Consider the following 18,688-nt stretch of genomic DNA (forward strand, 5'->3'; position numbering starts at 1 on the left):
ATAACCGCCCCTTTTGTCTCTATTGCGAAAAGCATTTTTTGCGTAGACTGAAGTTAGAACAGATGAAAATCGGGATGCACAAAATGACGTATCACATTGAGATACTTCCCTCAGAAAACGCAGATTTAGATAGCGTCGGGCAATTAATCTTCGATAGCATTCACGGCCTCGCGCATACACATTATTCCAAAGAACAATTGCAAGCGTGGGCACCTGAACCCTATGCAGGCGATGCTGCAAAAATGCGTTTTGCAGGGCAAATCCTCTTCACAGCTTCAGACGATTCTGGGCTAGCTGCCATCATGTCACTGACCTCCAATGCACACCTCGACTTTGCTTACACACACCCACGGTGCTCAGGCAAAGGAGCCGCATCGCAGACCTATAGCACACTGGAAACATATGCCCTAGCACACGACGTACAGGCTATCACCTCAGACGTAAGTCTCGTCGCGCGACCCTTCTTCGAAAAGCGTGGTTTCAAAATATTGGCGCAAAACCTCCCCGTAAAAAATGGGGTGGGCCTTACAAATTTTAGCGCCCGCAAGGATCTCATATGACACAAATTCTCGTCATTTCTTCTTTTGTTTCAACATCTAGCGTCGGCGGTTCTATAGCACCAGCAACGCTTGCGCATTTGGGCATTGACTGCGCACTAGCACCCACAACTCTGCTTGGTCGTCACCCTGGTTTAGGCTCCCCGGGCGGCAGTGCAGTTCCAGCAGATCGGCTTGCATCTTTGCTCGAAGGTGTTGAAGCGCATGGAGAATTTGACAGATGCCGAGGCTTAATTACCGGATATTTTGCCTCTCCTGAACAAGTGCATGTAGCCGCAGCCACGATCGACAAAGTCCGCGCCACAAAACGTCCAGACACAAAACCTTGGCTTCCGCCCACTAAAGCACTCATCATCGTTGATACTATTATGGGAGATACTGAAAAAGGCCTTTATATTCGGGAGGATACAGCCAATGCGATACGTCACGATCTAATCCAACGCGCCGATATTATCACTCCTAATCTATGGGAATTTGCCTATCTTACACGTACAGATATTCATTCACTCATCACGCCAGAAGACATATGGAAAGCTAGCCATGCTTTGCCATGCGATGCACTCATAACCTCAATACCCACAAAAATCGGATTAGGTTCGCTCTATATTGAAAAAGCACACAATGCCGCTTGGCTATGTGAAACCCCGAAACTCCAAGGCTATATACCCCACGGTACTGGCGATTTAGCGACTTTGCTCTTGGCAGCAGCCCTTTGTGAAAACTACGAACCAAAAGACGCACTCGCTCGCTCTATCGGTGGCACGTTGGGCGTGATTGATGCTGCCACTACACAACAATTGAAAGACCTCCCAATAGCGGCATCTGGCAATATCATCCGCACGCCCCACAAAGTACAGATCACTCGCCTGCATTGAACGCGCGTATTAAGTCACTAAAAAGCAACATTATTCTCAATCTAGCGTCAAATCTTGAAAAAGTCTTGACGCTAGGGCCAATGCATTGAAACAAGATATTATGACACATAACATTTCTGGATATGTCGCGCCGGGCTTTGAAGCTGTTCAGGACGCATTTGAGCACAATTTCTCTGACCTTCCTGCAGGCTCAGAACGTTCCGCTTCTGACCTACAAGAACTTGGTGCCGGATTCGCCGCCTATATCGGTGATGAACTTGTTGTCAATTTGACAGGTGGCTGGAAAGATCGCCGCAAAACCCAAGCTTGGACAGCTGATACACTCGTCCCCATCTATTCAACCACAAAACCAATTGCAGCCCTCACAGCATGCATGGAAATTTTTGAACATTTGGACGATCCATACGAAGTGCGCGTTGCAGAGGTTTGGCCTGAATTTGCGGCGCACGGCAAAGAGAATGTCACCATTGGTGAAATGCTATCGCACCAAGCAGGCCTACCCGGATTTGTCTCAGAAATAGATCCAGACCTCTGGTTTGACAGTCACGCACTTGCCGCAGCCCTCGCCGATCAGCCTCCCATGTGGGCTTTAGGCACCGGCTCAGGCTACCACCCCTTAACATGGGGATATCTTATCGCTGAATTAGTGTGGCGCGTGTCAGGCAAAACATTAGGTACACAACTCAAAAACAAAATCACCAATGCTGACGGCGCAGACCCTAATCGTGAAATTATCGATTTTTGGATCGGTACACCGCAGAGTGAACATGAACGTGTCTCAGAGATTATCCGCCCGACAAAGGCACCCGATTTAGGTGAACTCAACGAATTTCGAAAAACTGCCTTTCTTACAAAATGGGCATCCCCTAATCGTGGCGGTTCCGAATGGCGCACTATGGAAATCCCGTCCGCGAATGGTCATGGCACGGCCAAAGCCGTGGCGCGCCTCTATTCTGCTTTCGCGAATGAAGGCCGCATAGGCAATAACAATATCATCAATGCAGACGGCCAATTTGAAGCATTTTCAAAACGCCGCAGCCTTGGGCAAGATCGTATCCTCCCCTATGAGATCGAATTTGCAGCGGGTGTCATGCGCAATAATAACCGCATTTACGGCCCTAATATTGATACACTAGGGCATGCAGGTTGGGGCGGCTCAATGGGGCTTGGCGATCCAGACCGCCACCTGTCAGCAGCTTATGTAATGAATCGTCAGTCTAACCAATTGCAAACAGATGAGCGTTCGCAACGCCTTATCAGTGCATTATACAGTTGCTTATAGAAACAGACGCTTCTGTCTCATAATCGAACACATTCATACGCACCAATAACATTCAAAGACTAAAACGATCCAAAATCTGGGAATAATCCAGATTTGCGACCTATTAGCACTCGCCCATGACGAGAAAACTGGCACGCTACTTGAAACCTATAAAGGGAATTCGCTTCGCAGCGAACTTCATGGCTACCTTTTATCCCTCGTCCCTCCTTGAATAGCGAGGCACGAGGGATTTTTTTATCTCAAAACAGCTTTATTCAGCAGCGATAATTTTAGCACGTCGACCATTTTGCCATGCGCTAATGCAGAATATCAAAACACCAGCCCATATGAAGCCAAATGTAACAGCATGCCCCTGCGTAAAAGCTTCTCCAAAATAAAGCCCCACACAAAACTGAATTGTTGGCCCAATATATTGCATTATCGCGACAGTCGATAATCTCAAACGCTTTGCTGCTAGAGCAAACAAAATCAGCGGCGCTGCCGTTACAACACCTGATAATGATACCAAAATACTGTCGCGCGTCGTGTCCGCAATTGGCGCGCCCCCGTGTGTCCAAACATATATGAGATATGCAATCGCAAAAGGAAACAACAACAAGACTTCTAAGAGAAAGCCAGCACGACTATCAACCACAACATTTTTACGGATCACACCGTAAAATCCAAACGTCACACATAGCGATATAGCAACCCAAGGAAATTGTCCCACGACAATTGTTTGATTGAGCACACCAATGGCTGCCAGAATAATCGCTAAGATTTGGAGTTTTGAAAAACGTTCACTGAAAAATATCGCAGCAAGGCCAAAGCTGAAAAGCGGGTTTATAAAATACCCCAAACTACCTTCCAGAATACGTCCATTCTGAACCGCCCATATAAAAATAAGCCAGTTACACCCCATCAACGCGCCTGAGATGATCAGTAAACCCAGAGTGCGCGGCGTTTTAAAAATAAACGCAAAATCTTTCCATCGTCCGGCTAGCACGACCAGTAAAAGTCCCGTCGGCACAGACCACGCCATGCGCTGGGTTAGCATAGTCAATGGAGGGACATTTTCTAATATTTTAAAATAAAGAGGTAAAAAACCCCAAAGAGAGTATGCACCAATAGCTGCAAACAAACCAAATTGCGCATCTGATGTTGATTTCATGTTCATCGCATCATCTCTCTTTTTCCATATATCTCCACCTATGACCATCACAACCAAAGCACCAGACGTGCTTGGCTAATGACGATTATTCACATCAATGATTTGAAAATAAAAAGGCCGGACATTTCTGCCCGGCCTTTCAAAATTAAGCTCTCAATCCTTGAGAAAACTATACTTTATCAATTGCGCCAGGCTTTAGGCTGTCAGGTTTCAGCGCACCATTTTCAACCAACAACTCCGCAATCTGAACCGCATTAAGAGCAGCACCCTTACGAAGGTTATCGGACACACACCAGAAGGCTAAACCGTTTTCAACAGTCACATCTTCACGAATGCGCGACACAAATGTTGCCCACTCACCAACACATTCCACTGGCGTGATATAACCATCATCCTCTGGACGATCGACAACAACGATACCATCAGCTTCTTTCAGGATCGAACGCGCCTTCTTAGCCGAAAGAGGCCTTGCAGTTTCAATGTTCACAGCTTCAGCGTGTCCCACAAAAGTCGGTACACGCACACAAGTCGCTGTAAGTTTGATTTTTGGGTCTAGAATTTTCTTGGTTTCAGAAGACATTTTCCATTCTTCTTTTGTGAAACCATCATCCATAAACACATCAATGTGCGGGATAACGTTAAAAGCTATCTGTTTTGTGTATTGCTCAGGCGTTGGCGCATCATTTACGAAAATACCTTTCGTTTGATTCCAAAGCTCATCCATACCTGCTTTTCCAGAACCTGAAACAGATTGATAAGTGGATACCACAACACGTTCAATGCCAGCAGCATCATGCAATGGCTTCAATGCCACAACCAATTGAGCCGTTGAACAATTCGGGTTCGCAATAATGTTTTTCTTCGTGTAACCCTCAATCGCATCAGCGTTCACTTCAGGAACAATCAATGGAACATCAGGGTCCATACGGAAGTGTGATGAATTGTCGATGACAATACAACCCGCATTTGCGATTTTTGGGGCCCACTCTTTCGCAACTGAACCACCAGCAGACATCAGACAGAGATCAAACTCAGACCAGTCCACTTGTTCAATATCCTGACACTTCAAAATCTTGTCGCCATAGCTCACTTCAGAGCCTTTAGAACGACGAGACGCAACAGCGACAACACTGTCTGCTGGGAATTTACGTTCATCCAGAATATTCATCATTTCGCGACCGACATTGCCGGTTGCGCCGAGTACGGCGACACGAAGAGCCATAGGGGGGGTCTCCAATAGACTATCTTATTATGCTTTAGAGGAGGCGATCTAGCGCATTTTAAGCATATATGCAAAGGTTGATGCATCATATATGACGAAGTTATACGCTGTGGTATAAATAGGTCACAGCAATAATTAGGAGATACAATGACTAGTATAGCAGATTTGATAGAGCGCTACGTCACACTAAGCAATCACGATGACATTGACGGCGTACTAGCCTGCTGTGCGAATAATGTCATGTTTGAGACGGTCATGAACCCGCGTGGCTCTATGCGTCTACAAGGCAAAGACCAAGTCCGCGAAGTTCTTGCCGGCACAATGGCAGCTTTCAAAGATCGCTCCCATCGCCTCGCCTCCATCATTGTTGATGGCAATCGCGTCGCCGCTGAAACCGTCTTTACAGGCACAGCTTTAGCTGAATTAGGTGATGGCGTAATGCCAGGCGATCAAGTCGCTATTCGCGGTGCCACGATTTTTGAAGTTGAAAACGGCCTTATTGTTCGCATCTGCGACTACTCATAACCAGCTGAATTATATAACTATATGACACAGACCACACATATTATTGCGGGCGTTTATGGCGCACCGGACACTGAACTTGTTTCAATTCCCACAGATGCAAAACAGTGCTCCCCCCTTATTCCAGAGAGTGCGGATATCGCTGAAAGTCCCGATTCTACGCTGGATTATTTTGCCATTGCAGCTCCCGCAGGAACACAGGAGCGCCGCTTTGTGCTTGCACATGCTTTACGCGCCTTAAAACCTACAGGACAATTATGTGTGATAGCACCAAAGAAAAAAGGTGGACTGCGGTTAAAATCTGATTTGGAATTACTTGGCTGCACCAATGTCAGCATCGAATCAAAAAAGCACCAAAAAGTTGCTAGCTGCAATCCACCCAGCGACCCTTCACTCATTCAAGCAGCTATCGAAGAAAACGGGCCACAATTAAACGAAGAATTGGCACTCTGGAGCCAACCTGGAATTTTTTCATGGAACCGCCCCGACCCCGGCTCTCTACTATTGATGGAGCATTTACCCGAATTGACGGGACGAGGCGCAGATCTTGGGTGCGGTCTCGGTCTCCTATCACATCATGTTCTGCAATCAGAAAAAGTAACAGAGCTTACCCTGATCGACATTGATCGCAGGGCCATCGAAATGGCATTCCGAAACGTGCAAGATGATCGCATCAAATTTTTGTGGCAAGATGCCCGACTTGGCCCCAAAGATATCACAGGACTGGATTTTATCGTAATGAATCCTCCCTTTCATGATGCTGGAGAAGAAGATCATGGGCTTGGCCAAGCCTTCATGGCGCGCGCCAGCCAAATGCTCCGTAAAGGCGGAATATGCTGGTTAGTTGCCAATCGACACTTGCCCTATGAACGCACCATCAACACCCATTTCAAATCCTTTACACCACGTGCAGACTCCCATGGCTTTAAAGTAATTGAGGCAATTAAGTGAGCAAGAGTAAGCCCGTCAGGCTGGATAAACTACTGGCCAATATGGGCTATGGCACGCGCAAGGAGATTGATGCCCTTGTCCGTTCGCGGCGCATACTCCTAGAAGGAAAACCATTAAAGAGCGCAAGCGAGAAACTCCCCCCTTCAGAAAATCTACAAAACAGACTTACTATTGACAACACCCCTATAGATCCACTTCCTGGGTTTGCCATCATGTTACACAAACCCGTGGGCGTGACCTGTAGCCGCAAAGACTCTGGAACGCTCATCAATGAACTTTTTCCTTCCAGATGGGACAAACGAGATCCGCTTCTATCTCCCATAGGGCGTCTAGATAAAGATACTTCAGGCTTATTATTGCTCACAGATGACGGACAACTCAACCATCGCGTCTCTTCACCTAAGACTGAAACGCCTAAACGCTATCACGTCATTTTAGACCGCGACCTAAAAGGTGATGAAGTTGAAATTTTTGCGGCCGGAACTCTTATGCTGGAGAGTGAACATAAACCTCTTCTACCTGCAGAAATGGAGGTTATCAGCTCCAGAGAAGCCATATTGACCCTACATGAAGGTCGCTACCACCAAGTGCGGCGTATGTTTGCAGCGCAGGGCAATCATGTAAACGCTCTGCACCGCCTCAGCATTGGCGGCCTACATCTCCCTGAAGACTTAAAAGCGGGCCAGTGGCGGTTTATGTCTAATGAAGACATAAACACCATATTTAGCCCACTCACTTAGCCTTTTAGGAATGCTCGTACCGCCTCTACGGCTTCAGCTGCTTTTGCCCCGTCGGGACCGCCTGCCTGCGCCATATCGGGGCGTCCACCGCCACCTTTACCGCCCACACACTCTGCTGCAAGTTTAACCAGATCAACAGCGCTAATCTTGTCTGTAAGGTCTTTGGTGACCCCTGTCGCAACTGCAGCCTTGCCATCATTTACAGCAATAAACACCGCGACTCCGGACCCCAATTGCTTTTTGGCATCGTCAATCAAACCGCGCAAATCTTTTGCAGGAACGCCTTCAGCTATTCTAGCGAGTAATTTGACACCATTAATCTCTTCCGGCCCCTCAGCTGCGCCACCAGACCCAGCCCCCATGGCCAGCTTTTTCTTAGCTGCTGAGAGCTCGTTCTCTAAGGCGCGTTTTTGCTCTTGCAGCGCCAAAACGCGAGACGGTGCATTCTCAATAGTTGATTTCAAACTATCTGCAATGGAGCGGGCTATCGCCACTTTACCTTTCAAGAACTCAAGAGCAGCCGCACCTGTAACAGCCTCTATTCGGCGCACACCTGCTGATACCCCCGATTCATTTGTGATCGCAAAAACAGCAATATCACCTGTGCGCTTGACGTGTACGCCTCCACAAAGCTCAACAGAGTAGGCTTTGTCTCCGCCCTCTAGTGCCTCACCCATGGCCAACACGCGAACACTATCTCCGTATTTTTCGCCAAACAATGCCATCGCACCTGCTTCAATTGCAGCCTCAGGAGCCATTTCACGCGTTGATACTTCATTATTTTGACGGATCACTGCGTTCACTTCTGCTTCAATCTTATCAAGCTCTATCTGGCTGAGTGTACCAGAGTGAGAGAAATCAAAACGAAGTTTGTCTTCCTCAACAAGTGAACCTTTTTGAGTGACATGGTCTCCCAAATTATTGCGGAGCGCGGCATGCAAAATATGCGTTGCTGAATGGTTAGCCTTAATGTTGGAGCGGCGTACGCTATCAATTTCCATCAATGCTTTGGCATCAACCTTAACATCACCCGTCACCATCTCACCAATGTGAGCAAAAACGTCTCCTGCGCGCTTTTGAGTATCTAAAACTCGGAAAACAGCGCCACCTGCAAAGCGAACTTCTCCTCGATCACCTGCCTGTCCACCAGACTCTCCATAAAATGGTGTCTTATCGAAAACGAGCTCGGCCTTATCTCCTTCACGAAGCTCCTGCGCCATTTCTCCGTCGACAATTATACCCTTCAAAACGCCTTCAGATGTTTCGTCGCTATAACCAAGAAATTCTGTGGCACCGTGCGCATCTCGCACCTGAAACCAAATCTTAGAGGCACCGGAATCACCTGTTCCCTGCCAGCTTGCTTGAGAATTTTCACGTTGCTCTTTCATGGATGCTGCAAAGCCGGCCTCATCCACTTCTATTCCTTTAGATCGCAATACATCTTGGGTCAGATCTACAGGAAAACCAAAAGTATCATACAGCTTGAATGCAGTTTCCCCGGGCAATACATCACCCTTACTCAAACTGGATGTGGCGTCTTCAAGCAAAGCAAGACCGCGTCCCAATGTACGCTGAAAACGCCCTTCTTCTTGTTCCAATGTATTGATTATAGCAGCTTGAGCGCGGGCAAGTTCCGGATATGCAGCGCCCATTTCCCCAATGAGTGCTGGTACAAGCTTATGCATAGTAGGCTGGTCCGAACCTAGCAAATGCCCATGGCGCATTGCGCGCCTCATAATCCGGCGCAACACATAGCCACGTCCTTCATTGGACGGGGTAACACCATCAGCTATTAAAAAAGCGGATGAACGCAAATGATCAGAGATAACTCGCAATGAACCAATATTCTCGGCATTGGATTTTTGCTTATAAATATCTTCTTCTGCGGCGATGAGATTCTGAAACAGATCTATCTCATAATTATTGTGCACGCCCTGAAGCACGGCCGCCATACGCTCAAGTCCCATACCTGTATCAATAGAAGGCTTAGGCAAGTTTACGCGTGATCCATCGCTAGATTGATCAAATTGCATAAACACAAGATTCCAAATTTCGATAAAGCGATCGCCATCTTCTTCTGGAGATCCTGGAGGGCCACCCCACACATCTGGGCCGTGATCATAGAAGATTTCAGAACAAGGACCACACGGACCTGTGTCCCCCATCGACCAGAAATTATCTGACGTTGAAATGCGAATTATTTTGCTGTCAGGTAAGCCTGCAATTTTCTTCCAAAGTGCTGCAGCTTCTTCATCCTCAGAATAAACTGTCACAACGAGTTTTTCCACGGGAAGACCAAAAACTTTGGTAACCACATTCCACGCATGCTCAATCGCTTGAGCTTTAAAATAATCTCCAAAAGAGAAGTTACCAAGCATTTCAAAAAATGTGTGGTGACGCGCTGTATAACCAACATTATCTAAATCATTGTGCTTACCACCAGCACGCACACATTTTTGCGAGGAAGTAGCCCTTAAATTTGAAGGTGTTTCAGCTCCTGTAAACAAATTCTTGAACGGCACCATGCCCGCATTGACAAAAAGAAGCGTTGCATCTCCTTGCGGCACTAATGGAGCTGAAGGGATAACCGCATGTCCGTTGGAATTAAAATATTCCAAGAATTGAGACCGCACGCCATTCACACTATTTGACGAGTTGGCTTTAAAGCTTGCGGTCGTATCAGACATTCGGGCACTCCTAAATTCGTGCATAAAACGCTACGCGACCAAGGAACAAACCGACATTTATTGTCAGAAAAGCCTGTTCAGGACGCGGAGCAAATCAATTCCATACCGCGATATATAGTGCTGATATGATTTGGCCAAGTGGTTTGGCCAAATCATGAATGCTCTTCAGAGCAAAACCACGTATTTCTACGTCGTTTTGCCTCTATAAACTAAATCTATTCGTTTACAGCCACATCCGGGTCTTCTTCATCTGTAATATTGGCCTGACCTGCGGCTAGCATTTCTTCCGAAATCAAACCTGCATCAGAACGAATTTTATCTTCTATCTCAGCTGCTATTGTTGGATTAGCTTTCAAGAAAGTGCGTGCATTTTCACGGCCTTGGCCAATACGCTCAGACCCATAAGAATACCAAGACCCCGCCTTATCAACAACGCCCGCCTTTACACCAAGATCAATCAACTCACCGGTTTTAGAGATACCTTCACCATAAATGATATCAAACTCAACCTGACGGAATGGAGGTGCAACCTTATTCTTCACCACCTTTACGCGAGTCTGGTTACCAATCACTTCATCGCGATCTTTCAAGGCCCCAATCCGACGAATATCCAAGCGCACGGATGAATAAAACTTTAGAGCATTACCACCTGTTGTGGTTTCAGGAGATCCAAACATCACACCAATTTTCATACGAATTTGGTTGATGAAAATCACCATACACTTTGATTTTGAAATAGACCCAGTAAGTTTCCGCAACGCTTGGCTCATCAAACGCGCCTGCAAACCAGGCAAGCTATCGCCCATCTCACCCTCAAGCTCAGCACGTGGTGTCAATGCAGCCACAGAGTCAATCACAAGCACATCGACAGCTCCCGAGCGCACAAGCGTATCGGCAATCTCGAGCGATTGCTCACCCGTGTCAGGTTGAGAGACAAGCAAGTCACCAAGATCCACGCCCAGTTTACCCGCATAAACAGGGTCCAAAGCGTGCTCAGCATCCACAAACGCAGCAACACCTCCGTTTTTCTGTGCTTCCGCAATACAATGTAATGCAAGCGTTGTTTTACCAGAACTTTCGGGCCCATATATTTCGATGATGCGCCCTTTAGGAAGCCCACCTATACCCAGCGCGATATCCAAACTCAGGGAGCCAGTAGATACAGCTTCAACATCCATTGAAGCATTATCACCCAAGCGCATAATAGAGCCTTTACCGAAATTGCGCTCAATTTGACCCAGAGCCGTTTCAAGGGCTTTTTGCTTATCCATTCCGTTATTTTCCACAACTTGCAAAGACGCACGCGCCATATTTGATTCTCCATCATATGTCGCACACTGAACGCTGCTGAGCAACGGCAGAAGCGACGAGTTCCATCACCAGTTCTGGAAAGTTTGTACCACAAATGTTCCGATAGAACAAACAGAGAATACAATTTTGTTCTCTTTTTATTCTGAAGCACAATATTTAGTCAGAATCAAAAAGGCCGCCACCTATATATAGGAAGCGGCCCGTAAAATTTTTGGAACACACAAGCTTTATGCAGGCTCAATAATATTCAACTCATCTTTCACACGCTCAGCCAGCTGACGTAATGTGAATGGTTTTGGAAGGAAAGAAATCTCCCGCTCCTCATCCAAAGTTTTTGCTAGATCACGCTCTGCATACCCAGAGATAAACATGATACGTGCCCCCGTCAGATATTGCTTAGCTTCTTTGAGCAATGCAGGACCGTCCATGCCCGGCAACACCACATCTGAGATCAACAGATCTATCTGCCCTGCATTCTCACGGATCAACTCAAGAGCCTCTTCTCCATCAGCTGCTTCAATCACTTGGTAGCCAAAGGTAGACAGCAAATGGGATGCAAGCCCGCGCACCGAATCCTCATCTTCCACGAGCATGATACGGCCACGCCCTGCAAGATCTTTAGGACGGTTCTTCTCTGCAATCTCGTTGACTTGTACAGCAGTTTCAGCCTCGCTAGCAGCACGCGCCGCAGCTTTATCAGCCGCCAATTTCTCTTCTGGACGCGCAACATAGGCAGGCATAAAGATTTTAAACGTCGTGCCGCGCCCTACTTTAGAAACCGGATAAACATATCCACCTGACTGTTTCACAATCCCATAAACGGATGCCAAACCAAGTCCTGTGCCTTCACCCTGTTTCTTGGTTGTGAAGAATGGTTGGAAAATCTCATCCACTAATTCGGGCGGAATACCCGTACCATTATCAATCACCTCAATGAGCAGATAGTCGCCTTCCTGCACATGGTTAAATCCATCTTTACGAGCCATTGCTGCATCGGCGCGAGAAGTCTTAACGACAAGCTCCCCACTACCATTTTTCTCCAGCATTGCGTCACGCGCATTCGTACACAGATTTGTCAGCGCAGTTTCCAATTGACCACGGTCAGCACGTATCTGCGGCAGGTCACGTCCGTGTACGATATCCAGCTTGATCCGCTCATCAATAATCTGACGCAGCAACACATAATAGCTCGACAACATCTCTGATGGATCAAGCACTTCTTGACGGAATGTTTGCTTACGCGACCACGCCAGCAGCATTGAGATCATCTCGGCACCGCGCGCCGCCAATTCATACATTTGCTTCAAGTCAAAGAATGACGGATCACCCGGCGGGTGACGAATGAGCAATTTATCTGTGTTGAGCATAATGCCCTGAAGTAGATTGTTGAAGTCGTGCGCAATACCACCCGCCAACTGTCCAATCGCTTGCATTTTCTCACCCTGAGCAAGACGCAGCTCAAGAGTTTTCTTCTCGGTTGTGTCAATCACATAGGCTGCCGCAGGACGTCCACGGCGATCAAGTGCGATGAACACATCCACTGTCTTGGCGTCTTTGGGGTCTTTAATTGTATCTGACGCCAATTTCAGCTCTACAGCACCGTCCAGCGCCTTAGCCAACATGGATGCAAGGCCCGCTTCGCCATCTTCAGCAATGAATAGATCGGCAAACCGCGCCCCCGGCTGTGCGCGTGCTTCTGTCATATCCCGCAATGCGCGGTTCAAATCCATCATGACAGCCGTTTCAACGCCATCACCTTCAAGGCGCACCACACCAAATGGCGCATCCGTAAACATGGTGTCATCACTGACCTGCCCAGCTGACACCATGGATTTACCACTTGTGTCTTCTTTATCCTGCTTAGGCGGATTTTCAGCACTATAGCCCATATGAACAACCGAACGAGATAACGCATCAGGACCTTTACCTGTCCACGATGTCGTTAACAGCGCTGGCAATTCCACACCATTTCGCGAACGCAAAACAACATCCGCACGTTGACTTGCACCGCCGCGCGTTTCCTTGCGCATAAGCTTCAAGCCTTCAGGGCGCATCAAATCATCCATGCGTATGCCGCCCAATTCATCAGGCAAGCTCAACATTTTGCGTAGCGCCGCATTCACATATACAACGCGACCATCGCGTCGCGCTGAGAAAAAACCAACAGGCGCATCTTCCACATAAAGCGCACGAGGATCGACGGCTGAATTATCCGCTTCACTTCCATCTGTTCGGCGCAAACGCCAAAGCGCACGACTAGAACCCAATGCAGACACATTAGCGATAAATTGTGTTGGACGATCATCATTGCCAAACATAAGCGCAGGCAAAACCTCTTCCCGCACGCCGCCCATTTTAACAGCTTTTGCAAGACGAAAGATCGGAGCCGCCAAACCCGGATTTGCGCCAAATAAGCGATCAACAGTTGGCACAGGTCCACTTTCGCCCATTTCGTGTGTTTCTTCAGCTAAACGCCTATAAGCAGCGTTCGCCGTAACCACAGCGCCGCCACGCTCTGTTACGAGCGCAGGCTCACTTAGACTTTCTAACCAACCAAATCCCTTAATGGCTTTTTGCGCTGCCTCTTCAGCTGCGCCGCGTTCAGGGAAGACACCTAATTTACGTCCAGCGCCGCGCGTCACCCACAAAAGCAACACAGTCACAAGACATCCCAAAGCAATGAGCAACACTGTCGATGCTAAACCAATCTCAGCACCCCAAGTAAGCGCCACACCCGCAGCCCCTCCCGCACACGCAACACTAAGCCAGAACATGGTTTGAAGAATGTCAACTTTCTTCTTATCAGGTTCATGCGCTTGGTTTGGGACTTTATTATTCAAATCTGACATGGCGGCTCGATCCGTTATATTTCACGATAAATTCTTCGTGCTTTAGGCGTAGGTGGTATGCGGCATTTTCTGGCAGTTAACCATAATATTATTTCTTCTTACCAGTTCTCATCACGAAGCCAATAACTTTTGCCACTGCTTCGAAATGTTCTCTGGGGACTATTTGCTCTATTTCAGCTGTTGCGAATAAGGCGCGCGCCAAAGGCGGGCTCTCAACAAGAGGAACATCAGCGTCTTTAGCGATTTCTCTAATTCGTAAAGCCACATCATCCACACCTTTAGCGACACATATGGGCGCAGCATCGGTTTCAGGGTCAAACTTAAGCGCAATCGAATAGTGCGTAGGGTTTGTAATCACGACCGTTGCATCGGGAACAGCGGCCATCATGCGCCCTTGGGAACGCTGACGACGCAATGCCGCCAATTTTGCTTTCACTTGAGGATCACCATCGCTTTGTTTTGTTTCCTGCTTAATGTCTTCACGCGACATACGCATCTTTTTCATATGGCTTTGTTTTTGAAATATGAAATCAATCGCAGCGATAAATCCCACGACCACAAGCGCAGCTAAAAATAGGCGGCTGGCTTTGTCTTGAAAAATGTGAGGCAGAGCGGAAATATCCATCTCGCCTACCTTCATGAGCTCATGACGACTTGGCCAAATCGCAAACGCAACAGCGCCACTTGCCGCAATCAGTTTGAGCACAGCTTTGAACAAATTCATAAAACCTTGGGGACCAAACATCCGCTTCACGCCTGCAAGTGGCGAAAGCTTGCTGAGTTTGGGTTTCATCTTTTCTGCAGTCCACAAGGGCATGTGTTGGATCACATGACCAAATATCGCAAAAACAATAATGATCCCAAAGATGATAGACATCGGCCCGAGCAACATCATCAAGATAGCTGCCATCAGGCGCTGTGCACCACCATTCGACAAATCAAATTCATGCGGGTGGTCTATTAGCATAGACAAAGGACCGCCAATGGAGCCCGCAAGGGGCTGAGCTGCTGCAATTAGTGCTGCACCTGCCATAAGAATAAACCAGACAGGAACATCCTGACTTTTGGCAATATCACCTTTTTTACGGGCGTCCTCTAACCGTTTCTGGGTAGGTTCTTCGGTTTTCTGCGAATCGTCTTGGTCTTCTGCCATTCATCCCTCCCCTAGAATGGCCCTTCCAGACGCGCATACCGCCCTAGCGTATCAAGCCAGACCAGCAAACCACCGCCTAAAATAAAGGTCATAATACTCAATCCAAGCATGACTTGAATCGGCATCGCAATAAAGAAAATTTGAACCTGAGGGATCAAACGCGCAACCAAACCTATGGCGAGGTTAAATATCAACGCCACAACGAGAATGGGGGCCGCAATCTGCAACCCCAATTTAAATGCTGTCGATAATGCACCCAACTCCCACTGTGCAGCGTCGCCAACCGGCAAGGGGTCTCCCGGTCTGAATAATTGATAACTATCAACTGCAGCCTGCAACATATCCCGATGGATACCCGCCGCCATAATCAGCACTAGCGCTGTCATAGACATAAACACACCTAGAACTGCACCTGACGCACCTGCCATCGGGTCAAATTGCTGCGCCATTGCCAAACCGGATGAAATGCCGATGATCGAGCCACCTATTTGTAAGCCGGACATAAGTATGCGTGCCCCTGCTCCCATCATAAGCCCGACAAGAATTTCACTGACAATGAGAAAAAGGCCGTCAGTTAGCACCGCCGGTGGAGGCGGCATTTGATCTGCAAGAACGGGCGCAAGTGCCATCGTCGCGAGTAAACCGGCAGCCAAACGAAAAGTCGCCGGCACCGCACTTTCACCCCAACCAGGCGCAAGCATCAATACAGTCCCAATGCGGCAGAACAATAATGCACCTACCCAAATGTATGGAGATAATACATCCACCTGATCTAATACCCCGCTATGCGCGAAAAGATAGATTCAGAAAAATCAGCTAAAGTTGCGCCCATCAATGGCATGAACAAGAGCAAAGTTAGAAAGATAGCTAAAATTTTGGGTACAAACACCAATGTCATTTCCTGCACCTGAGTCAGTGCCTGAATGAGTGCGATAACAACACCCACGACAAGCCCCGCCACCATTGCAGGCGTCGCCATTGCAACAGTTGTCCAGAGAGCATCTCGCCCCAGATCAAGCACTTCAGCGCCGGTCATGAACTTACACCTCTAATGACAAAGAGCTTGAATTCAGCGCTCTCTATCCTTGTGATATTGAAAGCCGCAGTGAGTGGAAAGTTAAAATTTCACCCTTCATATTAACTCTTGGTTCAAAAAGGTTAACAAAGTCCTGCAATTGACGAATGAAATACAGTAGGCATTGTATGCCAGCACACAATTTTTGGGAGCTTAATTTCATATGCGTCACTCAGTTTCAATACTTGCCCTCACACTCGTCGCCGCCTGCGCGAGCAGCACAGAAACGCGTGATATCGCATCGCCTGAGACTGCCCAAAAGGTGCAAACCAGCGCCGCGCCTGCTGAGGAAGTCCAGACACCTACCGCAATGGAGGCAGCTACAGGTGCATCCGCTGTCCTTAAAGACACCACCAAAGAAGCACGCGCCAAGCAAGCCCAAACCACAGAGCAAGCAGCCATTGAAGAGACAGAGAAATTATACGCGTTTTTCTCCGAACAATTTGATGCACGCATTGCACGCTCTCCAATGTTCCAAACCAGTTTAGGCCTAAAAACAAACTATAATCAGTGGGATGATCCCTCAGATGAAGCTGACATAGCTCACTTCAAACTCGACCAAGCTGCCGCAAGCCTCATGGAAGAGTTGGTGGACTATGATGCCCTAACTCCGGACGGACAACTGTCTTATAGGTTGTTTAAAAACAACGCACTACAGCAAAAATCTCTATTCCCCTTCCGACACCACAATTACGTTTTCGACCAAATGAATGGTGTCCAAAGTTCAATTCCAGCCTTTCTCATAAATCAACATCGCATAAAATCCGTCTCTGACGCAGACGCTTATATTGAGCGTTTGAATGGCATTCCTGAATATTTAGGCGGGCACCTAAAGAATGCTCAAATGAGTGCTGAGAAAGGCATTCGGCCTCCGAAATTTGTATATAAATATGTCCGCTCAGATATTGCTAACGTACTGAAAGGTGCACCTTTTTCTGAAGGTGAAGACAGCCCCCTCTTCAATGACTTCAAAGAAAAAGTAAACGCGCTAGATATTAGCAGCGATGAAAAACTCACGCTGATAATGAAAGCGAATGCCGCCCTCATCACATCCGTCCAACCTGCCTATGAACAGCTCAGTGCATGGCTGGAAAGCGATCTAGAAAATGCAACTGACGATGATGGTTCATGGAAACTTCCCGACGGCGCTTCTTTTTATCAGCAACGCCTAGCAGCCATGACGACAACAGATTTATCCGCTGCAGAAATTCACACGCTCGGCCTAAAGGAAGTTGACCGCATCCATTCCGAGATGCGCAATATCATGCAAAAGGTTGAATTTAAAGGTAATTTTAAAGAGTTCTTCGAATTCATGCGAACCGATCCGCAATTTTATTACAGTAGCGATGAAGAAGGCCGTCAACGCTACATCAAAGAAGCGACCCAGCTGATAGACACAATGAAGACTAAGCTTCCTTCAGCTTTCAATACTTTCCCAAAAGCAGACCTCATCGTTAAGCGTGTAGAACCATTCAGAGAGAAAAGCGCAGGAAAAGCCTTCTATCAGCGACCTGCCGCTGATGGATCACGTCCGGGTACGTATTACGCCAACCTCTATAATATGAATGATATGCCTACCTACCAAATGGAAGCCCTTGCCTACCATGAGGGAATCCCCGGTCACCACATGCAGCTAGCCATCTCTCAAGAGCTAGAAAACGTACCTCGTTTTCGTAAATATGGCCGCTACACAGCCTATACAGAAGGTTGGGGGTTATATACCGAATATCTACCAAAAGAGATGGGTTTCTACCAAGACCCGTATTCAGATTTTGGCCGCCTAGCAATGGAGCTTTGGCGTGCAGCTCGTCTTGTTGTTGATACTGGTATCCACGACAAAAAGTGGACTCGTGAACAGGCCACACAATACTTGATGACAAATACTCCCAATCCAGAAGGTGATTGCATCAAAGCGATTGACCGCTACATCGTCATGCCAGGCCAAGCCACAGCTTACAAAATAGGCATGCTAAAAATATTAGAAGTCAGAGAAAAGGCCCGTGCTGCAATGGGAGCAAATTTCAGCCTTGCTGAATTTCATGATATCCTTCTCGCAAGTGGGCCAATACCACTGAGCGAGTTGGAATTAAGCATTGATCAATGGATTTCAGAATCCACATCACAATCGTGATGATATCCCCAATACAACTATGATGCTCGGTTTCATGGCATTTACGTGAGGTTTTCAGTGCACCACTGCGAATATATGTCATGAGGCCTTTGATATCCGCCCATAATTAGGTAATGGGTTAACCAAAGGTTTATTCATCTCATGTGGAAAAAATCTTTGGTTCTGCCCAATTTTGAAGTTAGT

At 47.4% G+C, this 18,688-nt stretch carries 15 protein-coding genes; 7 read left to right on the forward strand and 8 right to left on the reverse strand.

Features of this window, described 5'->3' with window-relative positions:
• The first annotated feature begins 83 nt into the window (after nucleotides 1-83).
• The 3 genes from ACFQS8_RS10455 (at nucleotide 84) to ACFQS8_RS10465 (ending at nucleotide 2,714) form a co-directional block, all read left to right on the forward strand.
• Nucleotides 84-560: a GNAT family N-acetyltransferase gene (locus ACFQS8_RS10455; RefSeq protein WP_382167277.1), complete on the forward strand. Its 477-nt coding sequence runs from the start codon at nucleotides 84-86 to the stop codon at nucleotides 558-560.
• Entirely contained in the window at nucleotides 557-1,432 is an 876-nt protein-coding gene (locus ACFQS8_RS10460) for a bifunctional hydroxymethylpyrimidine kinase/phosphomethylpyrimidine kinase (RefSeq protein WP_382167278.1), read from the forward strand. Before ACFQS8_RS10455 ends, ACFQS8_RS10460 begins: the two co-directional genes overlap by 4 nt.
• A 100-nt stretch (nucleotides 1,433-1,532) precedes the next feature.
• A complete protein-coding gene (locus ACFQS8_RS10465; protein WP_382167279.1) occupies nucleotides 1,533-2,714 on the forward strand; it encodes a serine hydrolase domain-containing protein in 1,182 nt (393 codons plus the stop codon).
• A 250-nt stretch (nucleotides 2,715-2,964) separates the two neighbouring features.
• On the opposite strand, the gene rarD is transcribed toward ACFQS8_RS10465, so the two are convergent.
• On the reverse strand, nucleotides 2,965-3,870 hold the full coding sequence (gene rarD / locus ACFQS8_RS10470) for an EamA family transporter RarD (protein ID WP_382167280.1): 906 nt from the start codon (nucleotides 3,868-3,870) through the stop codon (nucleotides 2,965-2,967).
• A gap of 163 nt (nucleotides 3,871-4,033) precedes the next feature.
• Entirely contained in the window at nucleotides 4,034-5,086 is a 1,053-nt protein-coding gene (locus ACFQS8_RS10475; protein WP_382167281.1) for an aspartate-semialdehyde dehydrogenase, read from the reverse strand.
• A gap of 147 nt (nucleotides 5,087-5,233) precedes the next feature.
• Here ACFQS8_RS10475 and ACFQS8_RS10480 point away from each other — a divergent pair, with 147 nt between their 5' ends.
• The 3 genes from ACFQS8_RS10480 to ACFQS8_RS10490 are packed head-to-tail and all read left to right on the forward strand — an operon-like array spanning nucleotide 5,234 to nucleotide 7,299.
• Entirely contained in the window at nucleotides 5,234-5,611 is a 378-nt protein-coding gene (locus ACFQS8_RS10480) for a nuclear transport factor 2 family protein (protein WP_382167282.1), read from the forward strand.
• 21 nt (nucleotides 5,612-5,632) lie between these two features.
• Nucleotides 5,633-6,559: a class I SAM-dependent methyltransferase gene (locus ACFQS8_RS10485; protein WP_382167283.1), complete on the forward strand. Its 927-nt coding sequence runs from the start codon at nucleotides 5,633-5,635 to the stop codon at nucleotides 6,557-6,559.
• Entirely contained in the window at nucleotides 6,556-7,299 is a 744-nt protein-coding gene (locus ACFQS8_RS10490; protein WP_382167284.1) for a pseudouridine synthase, read from the forward strand. Before ACFQS8_RS10485 ends, ACFQS8_RS10490 begins: the two co-directional genes overlap by 4 nt.
• On the opposite strand, the gene alaS is transcribed toward ACFQS8_RS10490, so the two are convergent.
• The 6 genes from alaS to fliQ all read right to left on the reverse strand — a co-directional run bounded on the left by alaS (nucleotide 7,296) and on the right by fliQ (nucleotide 16,335).
• Nucleotides 7,296-9,986 carry an alanine--tRNA ligase gene (alaS, locus tag ACFQS8_RS10495; RefSeq protein ID WP_382167285.1) on the reverse strand — a complete coding sequence of 897 codons (2,691 nt, stop codon included), beginning with the start codon at nucleotides 9,984-9,986 and terminating at the stop codon, nucleotides 7,296-7,298. The genes ACFQS8_RS10490 and alaS overlap by 4 nt on opposite strands.
• A gap of 215 nt (nucleotides 9,987-10,201) precedes the next feature.
• Nucleotides 10,202-11,296 (reverse strand): recombinase RecA, encoded by a 1,095-nt coding sequence (gene recA / locus ACFQS8_RS10500; protein WP_382167286.1) that lies wholly within the window; start codon nucleotides 11,294-11,296, stop codon nucleotides 10,202-10,204.
• 228 nt (nucleotides 11,297-11,524) lie between these two features.
• Nucleotides 11,525-14,146 (reverse strand): ATP-binding protein, encoded by a 2,622-nt coding sequence (locus ACFQS8_RS10505; protein ID WP_382167287.1) that lies wholly within the window; start codon nucleotides 14,144-14,146, stop codon nucleotides 11,525-11,527.
• A gap of 88 nt (nucleotides 14,147-14,234) precedes the next feature.
• On the reverse strand, nucleotides 14,235-15,299 hold the full coding sequence (flhB, locus tag ACFQS8_RS10510; protein ID WP_382167288.1) for a flagellar biosynthesis protein FlhB: 1,065 nt from the start codon (nucleotides 15,297-15,299) through the stop codon (nucleotides 14,235-14,237).
• A gap of 11 nt (nucleotides 15,300-15,310) precedes the next feature.
• Nucleotides 15,311-16,066 (reverse strand): flagellar biosynthetic protein FliR, encoded by a 756-nt coding sequence (gene fliR / locus ACFQS8_RS10515; RefSeq protein ID WP_382167289.1) that lies wholly within the window; start codon nucleotides 16,064-16,066, stop codon nucleotides 15,311-15,313.
• 5 nt (nucleotides 16,067-16,071) lie between these two features.
• A complete protein-coding gene (fliQ, locus tag ACFQS8_RS10520) occupies nucleotides 16,072-16,335 on the reverse strand; it encodes a flagellar biosynthesis protein FliQ (protein WP_382167290.1) in 264 nt (87 codons plus the stop codon).
• A gap of 202 nt (nucleotides 16,336-16,537) precedes the next feature.
• On the opposite strand from fliQ, the gene ACFQS8_RS10525 reads away from it, so the two are divergent.
• Complete coding sequence (locus tag ACFQS8_RS10525; RefSeq protein WP_382167291.1) at nucleotides 16,538-18,505, forward strand: DUF885 domain-containing protein; 1,968 nt, start codon at nucleotides 16,538-16,540, stop codon at nucleotides 18,503-18,505.
• Nucleotides 18,506-18,688 lie beyond the last annotated feature (183 nt).

This window comes from Hirschia litorea, assembly GCF_042665075.1.
GTDB classification, from domain to species: Bacteria; Pseudomonadota; Alphaproteobacteria; order Caulobacterales; family Hyphomonadaceae; genus Hirschia; species Hirschia litorea.

Excerpts from the sequence above, each read along its gene's own strand:
- rarD (WP_382167280.1), bottom strand. The coding sequence starts at position 3,870 with ATGAACATGAAATCAACATCAGATGCGCAATTTGGTTTGTTTGCAGCT.
- fliQ (WP_382167290.1), bottom strand. The coding sequence starts at position 16,335 with ATGACCGGCGCTGAAGTGCTTGATCTGGGGCGAGATGCTCTCTGGACA.
- recA (WP_382167286.1), bottom strand. The coding sequence starts at position 11,296 with ATGGCGCGTGCGTCTTTGCAAGTTGTGGAAAATAACGGAATGGATAAG.
- ACFQS8_RS10455 (WP_382167277.1), top strand. The coding sequence starts at position 84 with ATGACGTATCACATTGAGATACTTCCCTCAGAAAACGCAGATTTAGAT.
- ACFQS8_RS10480 (WP_382167282.1), top strand. The coding sequence starts at position 5,234 with ATGACTAGTATAGCAGATTTGATAGAGCGCTACGTCACACTAAGCAAT.
- flhB (WP_382167288.1), bottom strand. The coding sequence starts at position 15,299 with ATGGCAGAAGACCAAGACGATTCGCAGAAAACCGAAGAACCTACCCAG.
- ACFQS8_RS10505 (WP_382167287.1), bottom strand. The coding sequence starts at position 14,146 with ATGTCAGATTTGAATAATAAAGTCCCAAACCAAGCGCATGAACCTGAT.
- ACFQS8_RS10460 (WP_382167278.1), top strand. The coding sequence starts at position 557 with ATGACACAAATTCTCGTCATTTCTTCTTTTGTTTCAACATCTAGCGTC.
- ACFQS8_RS10475 (WP_382167281.1), bottom strand. The coding sequence starts at position 5,086 with ATGGCTCTTCGTGTCGCCGTACTCGGCGCAACCGGCAATGTCGGTCGC.
- ACFQS8_RS10485 (WP_382167283.1), top strand. The coding sequence starts at position 5,633 with ATGACACAGACCACACATATTATTGCGGGCGTTTATGGCGCACCGGAC.
- alaS (WP_382167285.1), bottom strand. The coding sequence starts at position 9,986 with ATGTCTGATACGACCGCAAGCTTTAAAGCCAACTCGTCAAATAGTGTG.
- ACFQS8_RS10465 (WP_382167279.1), top strand. The coding sequence starts at position 1,533 with ATGACACATAACATTTCTGGATATGTCGCGCCGGGCTTTGAAGCTGTT.
- ACFQS8_RS10525 (WP_382167291.1), top strand. The coding sequence starts at position 16,538 with ATGCGTCACTCAGTTTCAATACTTGCCCTCACACTCGTCGCCGCCTGC.